Source organism: Roseateles microcysteis, from assembly GCF_036880965.1.
Lineage (GTDB): Bacteria > Pseudomonadota > Gammaproteobacteria > Burkholderiales > Burkholderiaceae_C > JAUASW01.
The window spans coordinates 245,667-262,441 of sequence record NZ_JBAJMV010000004.1; the positions used below are offsets into that span (position 1 = coordinate 245,667).

General features: G+C 66.3%; 13 protein-coding genes. 9 read left to right on the forward strand and 4 right to left on the reverse strand.

What is annotated here, in order from left to right; all coding sequences use genetic code 11:
* The first annotated feature begins 3 nt into the window (after positions 1–3).
* Positions 4–2,007, forward strand: a complete 2,004-nt coding sequence (locus V3596_RS12980) for an aminotransferase class V-fold PLP-dependent enzyme (protein ID WP_334278177.1) — start codon at positions 4–6, stop codon at positions 2,005–2,007.
* On the forward strand, positions 2,000–2,827 hold the full coding sequence (gene trhO / locus V3596_RS12985; protein ID WP_334278178.1) for an oxygen-dependent tRNA uridine(34) hydroxylase TrhO: 828 nt from the start codon (positions 2,000–2,002) through the stop codon (positions 2,825–2,827). The genes V3596_RS12980 and trhO overlap by 8 nt, the downstream gene beginning before the upstream one ends.
* On the opposite strand, the gene V3596_RS12990 is transcribed toward trhO, so the two are convergent.
* Both V3596_RS12990 and V3596_RS12995 read right to left on the reverse strand, forming a co-directional pair.
* Positions 2,828–4,564, reverse strand: coding sequence for a diguanylate cyclase domain-containing protein (locus tag V3596_RS12990; RefSeq protein WP_334278179.1), 1,737 nt, complete (start codon positions 4,562–4,564; stop codon positions 2,828–2,830). It lies immediately after the preceding gene.
* Positions 4,561–5,682, reverse strand: a complete 1,122-nt coding sequence (locus V3596_RS12995) for an extracellular solute-binding protein (protein ID WP_334278180.1) — start codon at positions 5,680–5,682, stop codon at positions 4,561–4,563. The genes V3596_RS12990 and V3596_RS12995 overlap by 4 nt, the downstream gene beginning before the upstream one ends.
* Positions 5,683–5,749: 67 nt before the next feature.
* Between V3596_RS12995 and V3596_RS13000 the strand changes: the two genes are divergently transcribed.
* The 4 genes from V3596_RS13000 to V3596_RS13015 all read left to right on the forward strand — a co-directional run bounded on the left by V3596_RS13000 (position 5,750) and on the right by V3596_RS13015 (position 9,556).
* Positions 5,750–6,292 (forward strand): Lcl domain-containing protein, encoded by a 543-nt coding sequence (locus V3596_RS13000; RefSeq protein ID WP_334278181.1) that lies wholly within the window; start codon positions 5,750–5,752, stop codon positions 6,290–6,292.
* Between the two features lie 101 nt (positions 6,293–6,393).
* Entirely contained in the window at positions 6,394–7,698 is a 1,305-nt protein-coding gene (locus tag V3596_RS13005) for a UDP-N-acetylglucosamine 1-carboxyvinyltransferase (RefSeq protein WP_334278182.1), read from the forward strand.
* Position 7,699: 1 nt separating this feature from the next.
* Complete coding sequence (locus tag V3596_RS13010) at positions 7,700–8,599, forward strand: hypothetical protein (RefSeq protein WP_334278183.1); 900 nt, start codon at positions 7,700–7,702, stop codon at positions 8,597–8,599.
* A gap of 33 nt (positions 8,600–8,632) precedes the next feature.
* Positions 8,633–9,556: a pseudouridine synthase gene (locus tag V3596_RS13015; RefSeq protein WP_334278184.1), complete on the forward strand. Its 924-nt coding sequence runs from the start codon at positions 8,633–8,635 to the stop codon at positions 9,554–9,556.
* 10 nt (positions 9,557–9,566) lie between these two features.
* Here the strand turns inward: V3596_RS13015 and V3596_RS13020 are convergent, their stop codons facing one another.
* Positions 9,567–10,385, reverse strand: coding sequence for an HDOD domain-containing protein (locus V3596_RS13020; RefSeq protein ID WP_334278185.1), 819 nt, complete (start codon positions 10,383–10,385; stop codon positions 9,567–9,569).
* 57 nt (positions 10,386–10,442) lie between these two features.
* Entirely contained in the window at positions 10,443–11,204 is a 762-nt protein-coding gene (locus V3596_RS13025; RefSeq protein ID WP_416383982.1) for a TSUP family transporter, read from the reverse strand.
* A gap of 791 nt (positions 11,205–11,995) precedes the next feature.
* Here V3596_RS13025 and V3596_RS13030 point away from each other — a divergent pair.
* The 3 genes from V3596_RS13030 to V3596_RS13040 all read left to right on the forward strand — a co-directional run bounded on the left by V3596_RS13030 (position 11,996) and on the right by V3596_RS13040 (position 16,749).
* On the forward strand, positions 11,996–15,463 hold the full coding sequence (locus tag V3596_RS13030; RefSeq protein ID WP_334278186.1) for a TonB-dependent receptor: 3,468 nt from the start codon (positions 11,996–11,998) through the stop codon (positions 15,461–15,463).
* Positions 15,464–15,613: 150 nt separating this feature from the next.
* Entirely contained in the window at positions 15,614–16,198 is a 585-nt protein-coding gene (locus V3596_RS13035; protein WP_334278187.1) for an RNA polymerase sigma factor, read from the forward strand.
* Positions 16,195–16,749 (forward strand): hypothetical protein, encoded by a 555-nt coding sequence (locus V3596_RS13040; RefSeq protein ID WP_334278188.1) that lies wholly within the window; start codon positions 16,195–16,197, stop codon positions 16,747–16,749. Before V3596_RS13035 ends, V3596_RS13040 begins: the two co-directional genes overlap by 4 nt.
* The last annotated feature ends 26 nt before the right edge of the window (positions 16,750–16,775 follow it).

The following is a 16,775-nucleotide window of genomic DNA, read 5'->3' on the forward strand; positions in this document are numbered from 1 at the left end:
GCCATGGAAATCTATCTCGACGCCAATGCCACCACGCCCGTGCTGGACGCTGCCCGCGCGGCCGCCCTGTCGGCCATGGCCGAGGACTTCGGCAACCCGAGCAGCATCCACAGCACCGGGCTGAAGGCCCGCGCCCTGATCGACCGGGTGCGCAGCCAGGCCTCGCGCCTGCTTGGCGCCGGCAACGGTCGCCTGCTGTTCCTGAGCGGCGCGACCGAAGGCATCCAGACCGCCGTGCTGTCGGCCTTGCGTGCTCTGCGCGAGCGCCGCGCCGCTGGCGATGCGTCGGCCGAGCTGCTGCTTTATGGCGCCACTGAACACAAGGCGGTGCCCGAGGCACTCAAGCACTGGAATGAATTGCTGGGCCTGGGCCTGCAGGTGGAGGCGATTCCGGTCGGCCGCGATGGTCGCCACGACCTGGCCTGGTTGAAGGAACATGCGCCACGCGCCGGCCTGGTCTGCACCATGGCGGCCAACAACGAAACCGGCGTGATCAGCGATCTCGACGGCATCGAAGCGGCACTCGCCGGCAGCACCTGCTTCTGGCTCGTGGACGGCGTGCAGGCGCTGGGCAAGCTGCCCCTGCGCCTGGCTGAGCGTCGCATTGATTACGCGCCTTTCTCCGGCCACAAGCTCTATGCGCCCAAGGGCATCGGCCTGCTCTATGTGCGCGAAGGCGCGCCCTTCACGCCGCTGATGGCCGGCGGTGGCCAGGAAGGCGCCTTGCGTTCGGGCACCGAGAACATGTCGGGCATCGCCGCCTTGGGCGCGGTGCTGGAGGCGCTCGAGGACGGCAAGAGCTTCCGCGACCACGCCACGCTCGCCACCTTTCGCAATCGCCTGGCCGCAGCGCTGCAGCAGGCCTTCCCCGGCCTGGTCTTCAATGCCCCGCTGGAACAGACGCTGCCCACCACCTTGAACTTCTCGGTGCCAGGCCTTGCCTCGCGCCTTCTGCTGGACCTGTTCGATGCCGCCGAGTTGCGCGTCAGCGGTGGCTCGGCCTGCAGCGCGGCCAAGGCCCAGCCCAGCTATGTCCTGCAGGCCATGGGCCTGCCCGAGTCGCAGACGGCATCAGCGGTGCGCCTGTCTTTCGGCCCGGCCGCGGAGGAGGCCTTCATCAATGAAGCCTGCGAGCGCATCCGCGTCTGCGGCGACACGCTGCGAGAGAACTGCCTGGCGCCCTCGGGCAACCAGGCCCTGATCGGCGATGGCATCACCCGCTTCCTCATGGACGGCGAATGCTGCTGGCTGGTGGCCGACGCCGGCAGCCGACGCTGCGTCGTCATCGACCCGCAGCCCGCCCTGGCTGATCGGCTGGCGCAGCAGTTGCGCTGTCAAGGCTATCCGCTGGTGGCAGTCCTGCAGACCGGCTCGCAAGATGAAGGTGCGCAAGCGCTGCGCGCCGCCATCCCCGAACTGCTGGCTGAAGAAGGCGGCGATGCCTGGGCCCTGGGTCAGCAGACGCTGCGCCGCCTGGCCCTGGGCGACGGCCGCAGCGTCTTTCTGCTGGACCAGCGCGTTGCCTTCATCGGTCGCGCCAGCCCTGCGGAACTCGGCACGGCAGTACTGCCTGCGACGCTCCTGGCCCCGGCCTGCGACCCTGACAACCGCGTGGCCAGCACGCCCACGGCGGCACTCGCTGGCGCAGCAGGCCCCGCGCCCAGCCTGGGCCCAGACGCGCTGCATGCACTCTTGCGTGAGCATCCCGACGCGCTGGTGATCGACGTGCGCGAGCCCTTCGAGCAACGCCTCGGCCAGGCGCCTGCGCTGGACCCGGCCGTGGCCATCGAGGCCATGCCGATATCCCGCCTGCTCAATGCCCTGCCCGCCTGGCTGGCCATGCCGGCCGAGCGCCCCATCGTGTTCTTCTGCCGCAGCGGCAACCGAAGCCAGATCGCGGCCCAGTTGCTGGTGAGACTCGGCCATGAGCGCGCCTACTCGCTGGCAGGCGGGTTGGCCCTGTGGCCGCAGCGCGAAGCGGCAGCAGACCCGGCACTCTATGTCTGATTCAGCCGCGCACGAGCACAGCAGCTTCTACAAGTTCGTCGCGCTCACCGACCCCGAGCGGGTTGCCGTCCGGCTGCGCGAGCTCTGCGCCGCCCTGGGCGGCAATGTGCTGGTGGCGCCGGAAGGCATCAGCGGCGCGCTCGGCGGCCTGCCGCAGGCGCTCGATGAATTCGAACACGCGCTGCAGAACGATCCCGTCTTTGAATCCGCCTTCACCGGCATGCAGTTCAAGCGCAGCTTCTGCAAGACCCGGCCCTTCACGCTGTGCAAGGTGCATGTGAAGCCGGAGCTGGTCGCCTTCGGCCTCGAGGGCGTGTCGGGGCTCGTCGACCCCAGCGACACCCATGTCTCGCCGCAGGACTGGCGCGAGCTGATCCAGCGCGACGATGTGGTCGTGATCGACAACCGCAACAGCTTCGAATGGAAGCTCGGCCACTTCCGTGGTGCGGTCGACCCCGGCGTGCGCCATTTCCGCGACTTCCCGGCCTATGTCCAGGCCCACGCCCAGTCGTGGAAGGACGCAGGCAAGACCGTGGCCATGTACTGCACCGGCGGCATCCGCTGCGAAAAGATGGGCGGCTGGATGCAGGACGCGCTGGGCCTGAAGGTGGCGCAGCTGGACGGCGGCATCATCAACTACTTCGAGCAGATGGGCGATGCGGACGCCGACTGGCTGGGCGAATGCTTCGTCTTCGACAAGCGCATCGCCATCGACACCCACCGCGAAGAAACCGCCACCACGGCCGAGCAGGCCTATGGCGATGATCCGGCCGAGGCCTGGCGGCTGGCGCGCGCCAAGCGGCTGGATCCGGCGGGCTGATCAGCCGACGTCGCTCTCTGAAAACATCGCCCGCTGCCGGCCGCTGCTCTTGGCGCGGTACATCGCGTGGTCGGCCGCAGCGATCAGTTCGGTCGCATTGCTGCCGTTCTCCGGGTAGCGGCTGACACCGATGCTGGCGCCGGCCACCAGTTCCGCGCCGCCGTACAACACTGGCTGCACCAGCGACTCCAGCACCTTTTCGGCGACCGCCGTGATCGCTTCAGGGTCGTCGGCATGGTCCAGGAGGATCACGAACTCATCGCCGCCCATGCGGGCCACGGTATCGACCTCGCGCACCAAGAGGCGCAGGCGCTGCGACAGCGTTCGCAAGACGGCGTCCCCTGCCGCATGGCCGAGCGTGTCATTGATTTCCTTGAAGTTGTCCAGGTCGATGAACAGCATGGCCAGGCGGCTGCCGTTGCGCTTGGCATGCGCCAACGCATGATCCAGCCGCTCCAGCAGCACGCGGCGATTGGCCAGGCCGGTGAGGCTGTCGTGACTGGCCAGGTGGTCGAGTTCGCGCTGCTTCAGTTCGAGCGAATCGAACTGGGCGCCGATCTGCTGCTGCATGTGGTCGATGCTGCGCGCCAGCACGCCGATCTCGTCGTCGCGCTCCAGCGGCAGCACACCAGGCTCCTGGCGGCCGCTGGCGAATCGCTGCACCGCCAGGACGATCTGCGCAATCGGACGCGACAACGCGCGCGCAAGCAGGGCGGCCAGCAGCAGCGCCAGCGCGCTGAAGGCCAGCACGATGCGCAGGCTCACGGCACCCAGGTGCTCGCTTTCCTTCAGCACCAGCTCCAGTGGCTCGGACAGGCCGAGGATGAACTCCTCCTCGCTGCGCAGGCCCGCAATGGGCTGGCGCACGAAGGCTGCCACCTGGGCCGCGCCATCAACACCCGCCTCCACCGAGGTCACCAGCTGGCCGGGCAGGCCCGGCTGCTGCTTCACCAGGGCCTCCGCCGCCGGGAAGCTGTCCTGCAGGAGCGCGCTCTGGCCACGGTCAAAGGCAAAGGCCTTGCTGCGGTCCGGATGGATCAGGAACTCGCCCGCGCCATTGCTGAGATAGAGCTGCAGGCCAGGAGGCAGGTCGGCAGCCAATTGATCGAACAAGCGATCCAGGTCGACATTGATCACCATCACGCCAAGCACCTGGCCATCGGCCGAGCGCACCGGCGCGGCCACTTGCAGCGAAGGCTTTTCCAGGCCCGCATGTGCGCCGACTTCGTGATTGATCACCGCCCTGGAGACATAGACCGCGCCCGGCGGCAGGGCCAGGGTCTCGAACACATAGGGATAGTGGCCCTTCTCCTGCAGATCGTCTTCCGCCACCCGCAGCACGCCGGCGTTGTCGCGGTCCACCCGCAAGCGCTCGAGGCCGTGATCGGCGGCGGCGATCAGCCGCATCTGGTAGTACTCGGGATGAGTTGCCAGCATGCGCTGGAACAGCAGGGCGCTGTTGACCTCGCTGCGCGCCAGAAGCGCCGGATCGCTGCGCGCCAGCAGGCGGGCTGCCATCGGATGCTCGGCAAACAGGAGAACGTCACGCGCCGTGTTGTCCAGGCCGACGGCCAGCTGCCGCACCAGCACGCGCGTGGCGGTAAGCAAGCGCTCTTCTGCCGCAGCCACCAGCAACTGCCGGCTCGCCGAGTAGCCGTAATAGCCGGTGAGACCAGCGGCGAGCACGCCCACAGCGGCCAGCGCAAGGCCCAGTCGCCACGCGATGCCGAGTTTCATGGCGCCAGCACCTTGGCCGCGCGATCGCCCGAGCGGATGCGGGCCCACAGCGTTTCGCGCGCCGCGGCGTCTTCAACCGGTTCCAGCCAAAGGAGCTTGGCCGAGCTGGCACCGGCCGCCGACTCGGCCGTCGTGCTGGCCAGGCCTTGCCGGCTCACGAGCAGGGCACTGGCCTGCTTGCCGAGCAGATGATCGATCCAGGCATGGGACAGCGCGAGGTCGGCCGCGGCGCTGGTCAGCGCCCAGCAATCCAGCCAGGCGAGCGCGCCTTCCTTCGGGATTGCATAGCCCACATCAACGCCGGCAGCCTTCAGCAGCTGGAACTGCTGCATGCCGTAGTTGGCGTACATCAGCGCGGCGCCATGGCGCTGGAACATGCGCACCGATTCTTCCGGCTGTCCGTAGAAGGACAGCACATTGCGGCGCAAGTCCACCAGTTTGTCCACGGCGCGCGGCTTCATATCGGCCGGCAGCTTGAAAGGCGTGGGCAAGCCCAGCGCCAGGGCGGCGAGCGAGAAGTTGTGGCTGCCGCCGTTGTAGGCGATCACCTTGCCACGCCACTGCGGGTCCCAGAGCGCGTGGATCGAAGTCGGCGGCTCCTTGAACTGGCGGCGGTCGTAGATCAGACCCATCTCGGCATAGGCGAAGGGAATGCCGAAGACCCGGGCACGCTCGCCCTGGCCGTGCACCAGGCCAGGTATCGCAGCCAGATCGCGAAAGCGCGGCAGCTGCTGCGCCGTGTTCGGAATCAGCCGACGGTTCACCTCGCGCACGAGGCCCGCGGCGATATAGCGCTGCAGTTCGGCGGTATTGACCGCAAACAAGTCAAAAGCCGGACCCGGCTTGGCGTTGAGCTTCTGCCAGAGCGCCTCGTCGGAATCGATGACGGTCAGCTCGACCTTGGCGCCCGTCTTCTTCTCGAACTCACGCAGCACCTCGGGCTCGACATAACCGGGCCAGGCCAGCACCCGCAGCCTGGGGCCGGCAAGCGCGCCTTGCAGCGACATCAAGGCCAGCAGCAAGCCCAGGACCCAGGCCATGCGGAGCCGGCCCAGGACGGGGTTGAACTGGAAACTGCGGGCATCCATGCGGCCATCGTAGATGATGGAGTCACGCATCCTCAGGGATTCACCCGAGCAAAACCTCATGACCCGCCTTTCTTTTCACTTTCTACGACTTGCCGCAATGCTTCTGCTGGCTTGCAGCCCACCGGCCCGGGCTGCGCCTGCCGCGCCTGCTGCACCAGCGGCCTCTGCGCCGAGCGCCGACTGGCTTGACTCGCAATCCCAGCTGAGCTGGGCCCGGTGCGTCGAGGGCATGCAATGGACGGGCAAGACCTGCACCGGCCAGCCCCTGCTGCTGACCCATGCGCAGGCGCTGGCCCGGGCCGCCTCGCGTGCCAGGGAAGAAGGCCTGCCCTGGCGCGTACCGCGCGTGCCCGAGTTGCGCCGCCTGCAGGAGAAGGCCGGCAGGTCGGGCTTGAACGGCGGCGAATTCCCGGCTGCGCCCGCCGAATGGCATTGGACGGCGACGGCCAATGTTCGCCAGGACAAACCCAACCCGTACAACTACGGCAATGTCGCGAACGCCCGCGGTTCCAACGCCAACGACACGCCCTTCTTGCTCGGCTGGGCGGTGCAATGGCCGGGCGGCGAGGCGCGCGGCGACATTCCCAAGAGCCGGCCCTTGCCCGTGCGCCTGGTGCGCTCCGCGAATGTCGCGAACTAGGCCCGCATGCAACAGAAGGCAAGCGCCGGCGGGGGCGCTTCGCCAACCGCGATAATCGCGCCCTGTCGCTGCATCACCAGCCCTTCGCGCCCCTTTTGCCCATGTCCAACCTGATCGTCCACGGCGGCACCCCTCTGAATGGCCGCATCATTCCATCGGCCAACAAGAATGCGGTCCTGCCCATCCTCTGCGGCACGCTTCTGAGCGCCGAGCCGATCCGGCTGCGCGGCGTGCCCGAGATCACCGATGTGAAGAAGATCGTCGAGGTCTTCCGCAAGCTGGGCAGCGAGGTCGAGATCGACTTCAAGACCGGCATCCTGGACGTTCACCACAAGAACACGCACTTCGACCCGGCGGCGGACCGCCTGCCGGAAGAGATGCGCTCGTCCATCATGCTGGTACCCGGTCTGATGGCCCGCTTCCGTGCGGCGCGCGTGGAAGACGACGTCAAGGGCTGCACGCTCGGCGCCCGCGAGATCGACCCGCATGTGGAAGTGTTCCAGCGCTTCGGCGCCGATGTTCAGCGCCTGCCCGACGGCCTGCTCTGCACCGTGCCGGGCAAGCTGCAGGCCAACGACCACTGGACCGATTACGCCTCGGTCACCACGACCGAGAACTTCGTGCTCTGCGCGGCGCTGGCCGAAGGCACGTCCACCTTGATGAACGCGGCTTCAGAGCCGCATGTGCAGGAGTTCTGCCAGTTCATGGTGATGCTGGGAGCCCAGATCGAGGGCCTCGGCACCTCGCGCCTGAAGATCACCGGCATCGACGCCCTGAAGGGCGGCGAGTTCAGCTTCGCCGAAGACTTCCACGAGATCGTCACCTTCCTGGCGCTGGGCGCCATCACCGGCGGCGATGTGCGGGTCAAGAATTCGCAGCCCGAGCAGTTCCCGCTGATCGATCGCACCTTCGCCAAGTTCGGCGTGCAGATCATTCATGAGGACGGCTGGTCGCGCTCCGTCACCGAAGGCGGCAAGCTCAAGGTGAAGGAACCCTTCACCCGCAACATTCTGCAAAAGGTCGAGGCCGCGCCCTGGCCCTACCTGCCGGTGGACCTGCTGCCCATCTTTGTCGCCCTGGGCGTCAAGGCCGAGGGCAGCGTGATGTTCTGGAACAAGGTCTATGACGGCGCGATGGGCTGGACCTCGGAGCTGTCCAAGTTCGGCGCGCACGCCTTCCTGTCGGACCCGCATCGCATGGTGACCTTCGGCGGCAAGCCGCTGGCGCCGGCCGAGGTCGAGAGCCCCTACATCATCCGCGTGGCCATCGCCCTGCTGATGGTGGCGGCCAGCATCCCCGGCCGTTCGGTGATCCGCAATGCCACGCCGATCCGACGCGCACATCCGCATTTCGTTGAAAACATCTCGCGCCTGGGCACACGCATCGAGTGGGTCGAGGGCGACTGAAATGGCTTGGTGGCGTAGCGCTGCGGCGCTCCTGGCCTTGCTGGCCGGCTTTGCATCGGCCCAGCCGGGCGAACCGGCGGCCCTGCCGACCCTGCGCTGGCTGGTGCAGGACATGCCGCCGCATTTCAGCTATGCCAATGGCCATGCGCCCAAAGTCGTCGAGGACCTGGGCGACGGCGAGATCTCGGGCTTTCTGCGCCTGCTGATCCAGCGCATGCCGCAGTACCGGCATGAGTTCATCGAAGCCAGCCTGCCGCGCTTCGAGACCCTGGTGCGCCAGGGCGAAACGCTGTGCTCGGCCTTGCACCTGCGCAAGCCCGAACGGCTGGACTGGCTGCACTTCACCCAGCTCCATCCGCCGCTGTTCTCGCGCCAGATCCACGTGGTCGTGCATCGGGACAACCTGGCCCGTTTCGAGACACAGGGGCAGCTGCTGCGACTCAGTGAGCTGCTGCAGCGCAAGGACCTCGTCGGCCTGCTGTCGCGCGACCGTGGCTATGGCAACCAGATCGACAAACTGCTGCTGGCCGCAGCCGCAAGTGCGCCAGCGACGGTGGTGACGGGCCGCAGCATGCACCTGCTGACCATGCTGCGCGCCAAGCGCATGGACTGGACGCTGGAATACCCCTCGGTGGTGGATGCTTCCGGCGGCGGTGACCTGGTCAAGCTGCCACTGGCCGAAGGCCGCAGCACGGCCGTGGCCACCGTGGCCTGCAGCCGCAATGCCGAGGGCAAGCAGCGCATCGAGGCGATCGATGCCGCAGTGCGCAAGATGGCGCAAGACCCGCAGCGCGACAGCTGGGTCCGAGCCTGGCGCGGCGATGCACTGGACGATGCCGATCGACGCATGATCCAGCGCTACATGGACGAGCGCGCTCGCGGCGGCTCGCTGGTCGAGTGAACGCCGTGCCGGGCCGAGCCTGAGGGTGCACCGATGACACGGCCGACCAAGCCTGAGCTGCCGTTGCTGCACGGGGTCAATGCCAGCGCCGTGGCCTGTCCGGCCGGGCCCTGGCTCTTGCTGCTGGACTTTCTCGCCGAGCGCCTGCCCATGGTGAGCAGGGATGAATGGGCCACACGATTGGCCAACGGCGAGGTGCTCGCCGAGAGCGGCCAGGCGCTGGCGCCCACGGCACGCTATGCCACCGGCACCAGAGTCTTCTATTACCGACAACTGGCGCACGAAGAAGTGATTCCCTTCGAGGCGCAGGTGCTCTACCGCGACGACTGCCTGCTGGTCGCGGACAAGCCGCATTTCCTGCCCGTGACACCCAAGGGGCGCTATGTGCAGCAGACGCTGCTGGTGCGGCTGCAGCGCGAGCTGGGGCTGACGAATCTGAGCCCCGTCCATCGGCTGGACCGGGAGACGGCCGGCCTGACACTGTTCTGCATCCAGCCTGCTCACCGCGATGCCTATCAGCGCCTGTTCCGCGAGCGTGTGGTCGATAAGGTCTACGAGGCGGTCGCGCCGTTTCGGCAAGACCTGAGCCTGCCGCTGGACTATCGCAGCCGCCTGGCGGAGCGCGAAGACCGGTTCATGCAGATGCACGATGTAGCCGGCGAAGCGAATGCCGAGACGCGGATCTCGCTGATCGAGCGACTGGCGGCTGGCTTGGCCCACTACGAACTGCGGCCGCGCACCGGCATGAAGCATCAGTTGCGGGCACAGATGTCGGCACTCGGGATGCCCATCGTTGGCGACCGGATCTACCCGGTCCTGCAGCCGGAAGAGGCAGTGCCGGACTACCACCGCCCCTTGCAATTGCTGGCGCGCAGCATCGCCTTCACAGACCCGGTCACCGGGCAGCATCGGCAGTTTGAATCGCGATTGCGGCTGGTGGCCGCAGCAGGCAACTGAGCGCTGCTGGTCAGCGGCCGTGCGATTGGGCCTCGAGCACCTGCTCGCTGACCCGGCGGGCGGCGCGCAGCACCAGCGTTTCGTCCATCTGCGCCTGGGCGGCCATGCTGTGGGCCACGGCCTCCAGCTCACCGGGCTGGTTCGTCAGCACCCAGGCGAGTGCCGAGATGGCGCAGATCGAGCGGCGCTGGATCGCTTCGCCCATCAGCATGGTGTCCTGCACCTGCACATGGTGGCGCACGCTGGCCACTGCCGCTGGCGCCAGGCCCCAGCTTTCGCACAGCGCAGCGCCCAGCGCATCGTGGCTCACGCCAAAGGCCGTGTGCTCCAGCTGCACGAGCTCAGCATCGCGGGTGGCGGCCCGCAGCATCGCAGGATAGTGGGCCGGCGCATGGCGATAAAGCACTGCCTTGCCGCATTCCTCGAACAGACCGGCCGAATGGGCGGCCCAGGGATCAACTCCCAGCATCTGGCCCATGCGGCCCATCAGGAGGCCACGTTGCGCGGCGCGGTTCCAGACCGGCTCCAGCTCGGCAGCCGGCGGAAAGGCGGCGCGCAAGCCCATCTCGAACGTGATGGCCGACACCTCGCGCATGCCCAGATAGGTCAACGCCTGGTGCACCGTCTGCACACGGCCCTTGAGGCCGTAGAGCGAGGAGTTGACCGCCTTCAGCACCGCTGCGGCCAGCGCCATGTCAGATTCGACCAGCGCAGACAGCGCCTGAAGATCCACGTCCTCGGCCGCCATCAGCAAGGAGAGCTTCACCAGCACTTCGGGCTGGGTCGGGATCTCGATGTCGAGTGAACGCAATTGGGGATCAACGGGCATGGTGAATTGAATTGTGTGGGGCGTAGCCTGAGCTCGCAATGGTAGCCGCCCCGAGTATCACCTCAAGAAGGCGTCCCAGGCCGTTTTGAGTATCAAGGCTCCCACCACCACGATGAACATGCCACGCACGAAACCGGCGCCGCGCGCCAGTGCCATGCGGGTGCCGATCAGGCTGCCGGCCACATTGGTCACAGCCATCACGGCTGCCACATGCCACCAGACATGGCCCTTCATCCCAAACAGCAGTAGCGCAGCCGCATTGGTCGCGGTGTTGAGCAGCTTGGCGCTGGCCGAGGCATGCAGGAAATCGAAGCCCAGCAAACGGACGAACAGGAAGACGAAGAAGCTGCCGGTGCCCGGGCCGAAGAAACCGTCATAGAAGCCGATCAGCAGGCCGATTGCGCTGGCGATGAGCGCCTGCAAGCGGCCGGCGAAACGTGGCTCATGCAGCCGGCCCAGGTCCTTGCGTGCCAGTGTGTAGGCGAACACGGCCAGCAGGATCAGGGGCAAGGCCTTGCGCAGGCCGTCCGGGTTGATCAGGGTCACGGCCCAGGCACCGGCAAAGCTGCCGACCAGGGCCGCAGTGGCTGCCGGCAGCAGGGCCGACCAGGGCATCTCGACGCGGCGGGCGTATTGCAGGGTCGCCCAGCCGGTTCCCCAGATGGCGCCGCCCTTGTTGGTGCCGAACAGCGTGGCCGGCGCCGCTTGCGGGAACACGCCGAACAGTGCGGGCACCAGGATCAGACCGCCGCCTCCGACCACTGCATCGACAAAGCCGGCCAGCAGGGAGGCGGCAGCGGCCACAGCAAGTTCAATCATCGGGGCTCAGCTCGGTTCGCAGGACAAAGGTTGACGAAGAGGGGTCGGCATGCGACGAAAAAGAACGGGCGCCTGGCTTGTGGCCGGCGCCCGCGAATTGTGTATGTCAACGAATCAGTTCGTTCGTGTTGCTCTGCTTGTGTATGTCTCCTCAGCCCCGCCGGCGTCTGCTGCTCGCACAGCCACGCTTCGAGTGGGATGAATGTAGAAGGATGACCCGATGCACGCACTTGGGGTTTCACCCGAACGTCACGCACCAAAATGGAATGTTTGCGTGCGCACACATCCTGAAATTACTAGAAAATTCCGGTGACTTGATCTGCCATCAAGCCGCACCTGAATCACCAACGAAGCCTGCGTTCGCGCAAATCGATGGTCTTCCGGCGTTGGGCAGCTGCATCGAAAGCAACACTTTGTCTGCCGCTCACAACAGCAGTCCGAGGCATTCGCGGCGACGATACGAACCTTGCGTCTGGCGCCCCAGCCGGCCCCCTGAGGGGCCGGTGCAAGTCGCCTGGGAGTTTGTAGCGTCATGCCGACTGTCACAGACCCACAACATGCGCGCGGCACAGTCGCCGCCGAGCTCGCCCGCAGTTCAGGCGTCGCTTGGCTGCGCGAAAGTACCGGGGCAACCAGGCGGCAAACAGTCACAAAGGCGTGGATATTTCAAGCCGTACTTTCTCGGGCGTGGCGCAAACGTTGAGCAAAACGTTTGCGCACCCCTCGGGTGCTACATTTTTTTGACGTACGGCGTCCCGGATTCGTTGGCATCTTTTTTGGAGTAAGCACAGATGAGTAACAGAAATTGGACAGGGTTCTCGCTGTCGGCGCTGGGCGCCGCGGTGGCCATCGTGGCGGCAGCGCCGGCCATGGCACAGAACACGACCGCGGCCATCAACGGCCGCATCACCGCCACTGACGGCAAGGCAGTGGCAGGCGCCACGGTGACCATCGTTCACCGCGAATCTGGCTCCACCAATACGCTGACCACCGATGCCGAAGGCCGCTATTCCGCCCGTGGCCTGCGCGTTGGCGGCCCCTACGACATCACGATCACCAAGGGTGCCGACAAGGAAGCCCGCAGCGGCATCTTCCTGGCCCTGGCCGAGAACCTGAGCCTGGACCTGCGCCTGGGCTCGCAGCAGCTGCAGACGGTGACCATCACCGGCAGTTCGGCCGCCAGCAAGTTCAACAGCGGCACCATGGGCGCCGGCACCAGCATCGGCCGCAACGAGCTCGACGCCTACGCCTCGATCAACCGCAATCTGCAGGACTACGCCCGCACCGACCCGCGCCTGTCGCAGACCGACAAGGAACGTGGCGAGATCTCGGCCGCCGGCCAGAACGTGCGTTACAACTCGGTGACCATCGACGGCGTCACGATCAATGACACCTTCGGCCTCGAGGCCAACAACATGCCGACGGCCAAGCAGCCGATCTCGATCGATGCGATCCAGTCGGTGCAGGTCAACATCTCGAACTACGACGTGACCCAGAAGGGTTACACCGGCGCCAACATCAACGCCGTCACGAAGTCGGGCACGAACGAGCTCAAGGGCAGCGTCTACTACGTCTACCGCAACGACAAGTTGGTCGGCCAGCGCTACAACCGAGCCGCGGGCAACTATTTCAACTTCCTGCCCTTCAAGGAAGACACCAAGGGCTTCACCCTGGGTGGCCCGATCGTCAAGGACAAGCTGTTCTTCTTCGCCAGCTATGAAGAGCTGAAGAGCACGCGCGCACAGCCCGAATTCGGCCCCGTGGGCAGCCAGCTGACCACCGTGCCGATCTCGCAGTCCTCGCTGGACTCGCTGAAGAACATCGCCAAGACCAAGTACAACATGGACGTCGGCGACTCCATCGGCCCGAGCCCGCTGACCGTCAAGGACTCGCTGGTGAAGCTGGACTGGAACATCAGCGACCAGCACCGCGCCAACGTCCGCTTCGCTCGCACAGAGCAGGACGAAACCAACTTCGGCTCCTTCAGCGCCTCGGCCATCAACCTGACCTCGTGGTGGTGGAACCAGAAGAAGAAGATCGACACCGTCATCGGCCAGGTCTTCTCCGACTGGACGCCGAACTTCTCGACCGAAGTCAAGATCTCGAACCGCGACTATCACAGCGAACCGCAGAACAACAGCAAGCTGCCGGCCATGGCGCTGCAGTTCAGCGGTGCGGTGCCTGCCGGTTCGCCCGCTGGCGCCAGCACCGGCAACCGCTTCGTGAACTTCGGTACCGAGCTGAGCCGTCACTACAACATCCTGGACACCAAGACCGTGGATGCGTACTTCGGTGCGAACTGGGTCATCGACGACCATGAACTGAAGTTCGGTGCCGACTACCAGAACAACAAGGTCTTCAACGCCTTCTTCCAGAACACCAACGGCAACTACACCTTCAACTGCAACAACGGCTGGGCCTACAGCACGATTCCGGGCATCGCCCCGGGCACCGTGCTGCCGACCTCCGGCGCCAACTCCTGCGCCGGCATGACGTCTGCGCAGGTCGAAGCGGCCGTGCTGGAAAACTTCTCGCTGGGTCGCCCGATCAACTACCAGGTGCAGACGCCTGTGCCGGGCGGCACGCTGGAAGACGGCATTGCCAAGTGGTCGCTGGCCCAGACCGGCCTGTTCCTGCAGGACACCTGGTCCGTCAACGACAAGCTGACGATCACGGCCGGCGTGCGCCTTGACCAGCTCTCGACCGGCGACAAGCCTGCCTACAACGCAGCCGCTGGCGCAGCCTTGGTGGCCGGCAGCGTGGTCGGCACGACAGTGACCCGCAACTCCGGCGGTTTCGGTCTGGACAACTCGGCCACGGTGGATGGCAAGAGCCTGGTGCAGCCGCGCTTCGGCTTCAACTACCTGCTGAGCTCCAAGAAGGACGACAAGGCCCAAGTGCGCGGCGGCTTCGGCCTGTTCCAGGGTGCCGCAGCCAACGTCTGGCTGTCCAACCCCTACTCGAACACCGGCCTGGCCACGCGCATCATCGGTTGCGGCATCTCCGGTTTCAGCAGCTGCCCGAACACCGGCGGCCTGTTCAACCCGGATCCGTCCAAGCAGACGACCTCGTTCACCGGCACCCAGCCGGCGGCCAACGTCGACTTCGTGCAGTCGGGCCTGGGCCAGCCTTCGGTCTGGAAGCTGAACCTGGCCTATGACGGTCAACTGCCCTTCGGCGGCCTGGAATGGTCGGCTGAATGGCTGTACACCAAGACCGAATCGGGCATCTACTACAAGCACCTGAACCTGGGCGCTGCCACCAAGATCGGTCCTGACGGCCGCGAGATGTACTTCCGTCCGGAAGGCTACAACCCGGCCTGCTTCACCGCGACCGGCGGCAACAACACGACCGGCGCCTGCGCAACGCCGTCCGGCCAGACCCGCACGCGTGCCTTGAGCAACCCCTTGTTCAACAACGTGCTGCAAGCGGTGGAGAGCAACAAGGGCGGCGGCAACTCGATCACGCTGGCAGTCTCGAAGCCGGCCCGCCTGGGCTTTGGCTGGCAGGTGGCCTACACCCGCTCGGCCGCCACTGAAGTGAGCCCGCTGACCTCCTCGGTCTCGAACTCCAACTTCAATTCCCGCGCCATCTTCAACCCGAACGAAGACAGCACCGGCAATTCGGCAGCCCTGATCAAGGACCGCGTCAGCGCGGCCGTGAACTGGTCCAAGGCCTTCATCGGCAACTACAAGACCACGGTCGGCCTGTTCTACGAAGGTCGCAAGGGCAAGCCTTACAGCTGGACCTATCGCAACGACATGAACGGCGACGGCACCATCAATGACTTGATGTACATCCCGTCGGCCGTCGGTTCGGGCGAAGTCGAGTTCCTGGGCGACACCGCAACCAACAAGGCCAACGAAACCAACTTCTGGAACATCGTCAATTCCTACAAGGAACTGCGCGACTCCAAGGGCGGTGTCGTGAAGCGCTTCGGCAGCCTGTCGCCTTGGGTCAACAGCTTCGACCTGCGCATCAGCCAGCAGATCCCGGGCTTCTCCGACAAGCACAAGGGCACGTTCTCGTTCGACATCCTGAACGTGGGCAACCTGATCAACCCGCGTTGGGGCCGCATCAACGAAGTCGGCTTCGCCTCGGCAGGTGGCAACAAGCGTACGTTCGTGAACTACGTCGGCCTGAACGCCGCCGGCAAGTACATCTACCAGGTGAACACGAACATCGACGACCTGACGCTGAAGCAAGTCAAGGGCGAATCGCAGTGGGCCGTGCAGGCCACCGCTCGCTACGAGTTCTAAGCAAGAAGCCTCGCGGCCCGCTTACGCCGGCCACGAACAAGCCCCGCCTCGCAAGAGCCGGGGCTTTTTTTCGCCTTTTTGAGAATCGGCGGGAACTTTTTGGCCAGCCCGGCGCAATAGAGTCAGCACACGTCGCATGACCCGCCACCCATGATGCCCTTTGTCAGCCCGGCCGCCGCCAGCGAAGCCAGCCTCGAAACCGTCGCCCTGCTGCGCCGGCTCGGCAAGGGCGAGCCTGAAGCGCTGGACCAGATCTACCGGCGCGAGTCGGCCTCGGTCTATCGCTACGCGCTGGCGCTCAGCGGCAACCCGGCCTGGGCGGCGGACGCAATGCAGGACGCCTTTGTCAGCCTGGCAGCCCGGCCGGCCGGCTTCGACCCGCTGCGAGGCACGCTGGGTGCCTACCTGGCCGGCATTGCCCGCCATGCCTTGATGCAGCGCTGGCGCGAGCCTGGCGCACCCGACACAGAGAACGAGGCGGCCAGCGACGAAGCCCAGCCCTCGCCCGAAGACCTGCTGGTACGCGCGCAGGACCAGGCGCAGGTCTGGGCCGCGATCCGCCGCCTGCCCTGGCCGCAGCGCGAAGCCCTGGTGCTGGTGGACCTGCAGCAGCGGCCCTATGCCGAGGCGGCCGCTATCGCCGCCGTGGAGATCAATACCTTGCGCACCCGCCTTCACCGGGCGCGCCTTCGGTTGGCGCAAGACCTGAATGCCGGCCGTGGAGAACAGCGATGAACAGCAGTACCAACCTCCATACTCCGCAAAGCCTGCGCCCCCTGTCGGCCTGGCTCGAAGATTGCGCCGGCGAACTGAACGAGCAAGGGCCAGACGCCCAGCGCGAAGCCGCGGCTCGCCATGCCATGCAGCTGTCGCTGCAATGCCGGCCCAAGGACAAGGCACCCAGCACCGCCGCCTCCTGGTGGAAGCGCCTCGGCGCCGCCGGCCCGCGTGCCAGCTGGGCAGCGCCGCTGGCCTGGTCGGGCGCCGGCGTCTGCGCGCTTGTGCTGGTGGCCGCCAGTGCGCTGCTGCTGCTGGAGCCGCCAGCCGATCCGGCCCAGCAAAGCTATGCCAGCGAATTTGTGCCCCTGGTGCCCGCAGATCGCTGGGCCAGCTACCTGCGTGAGACCGGCCAGGCCAAGGCCTGGCTGGTCACCACCGACATGCCGCGCGACCGCCTCGCGCTGATGGGCCTGCCCTACGACCCCGGCCAGGCCGGCGAACGGGTGAAGGCCGAACTCCTGATGCACCAATCCGGCGATGTACTGGCGGTGCGCTTTGTCCGCTGATCGCTTCTTCTTTTCTTCGCTCAACC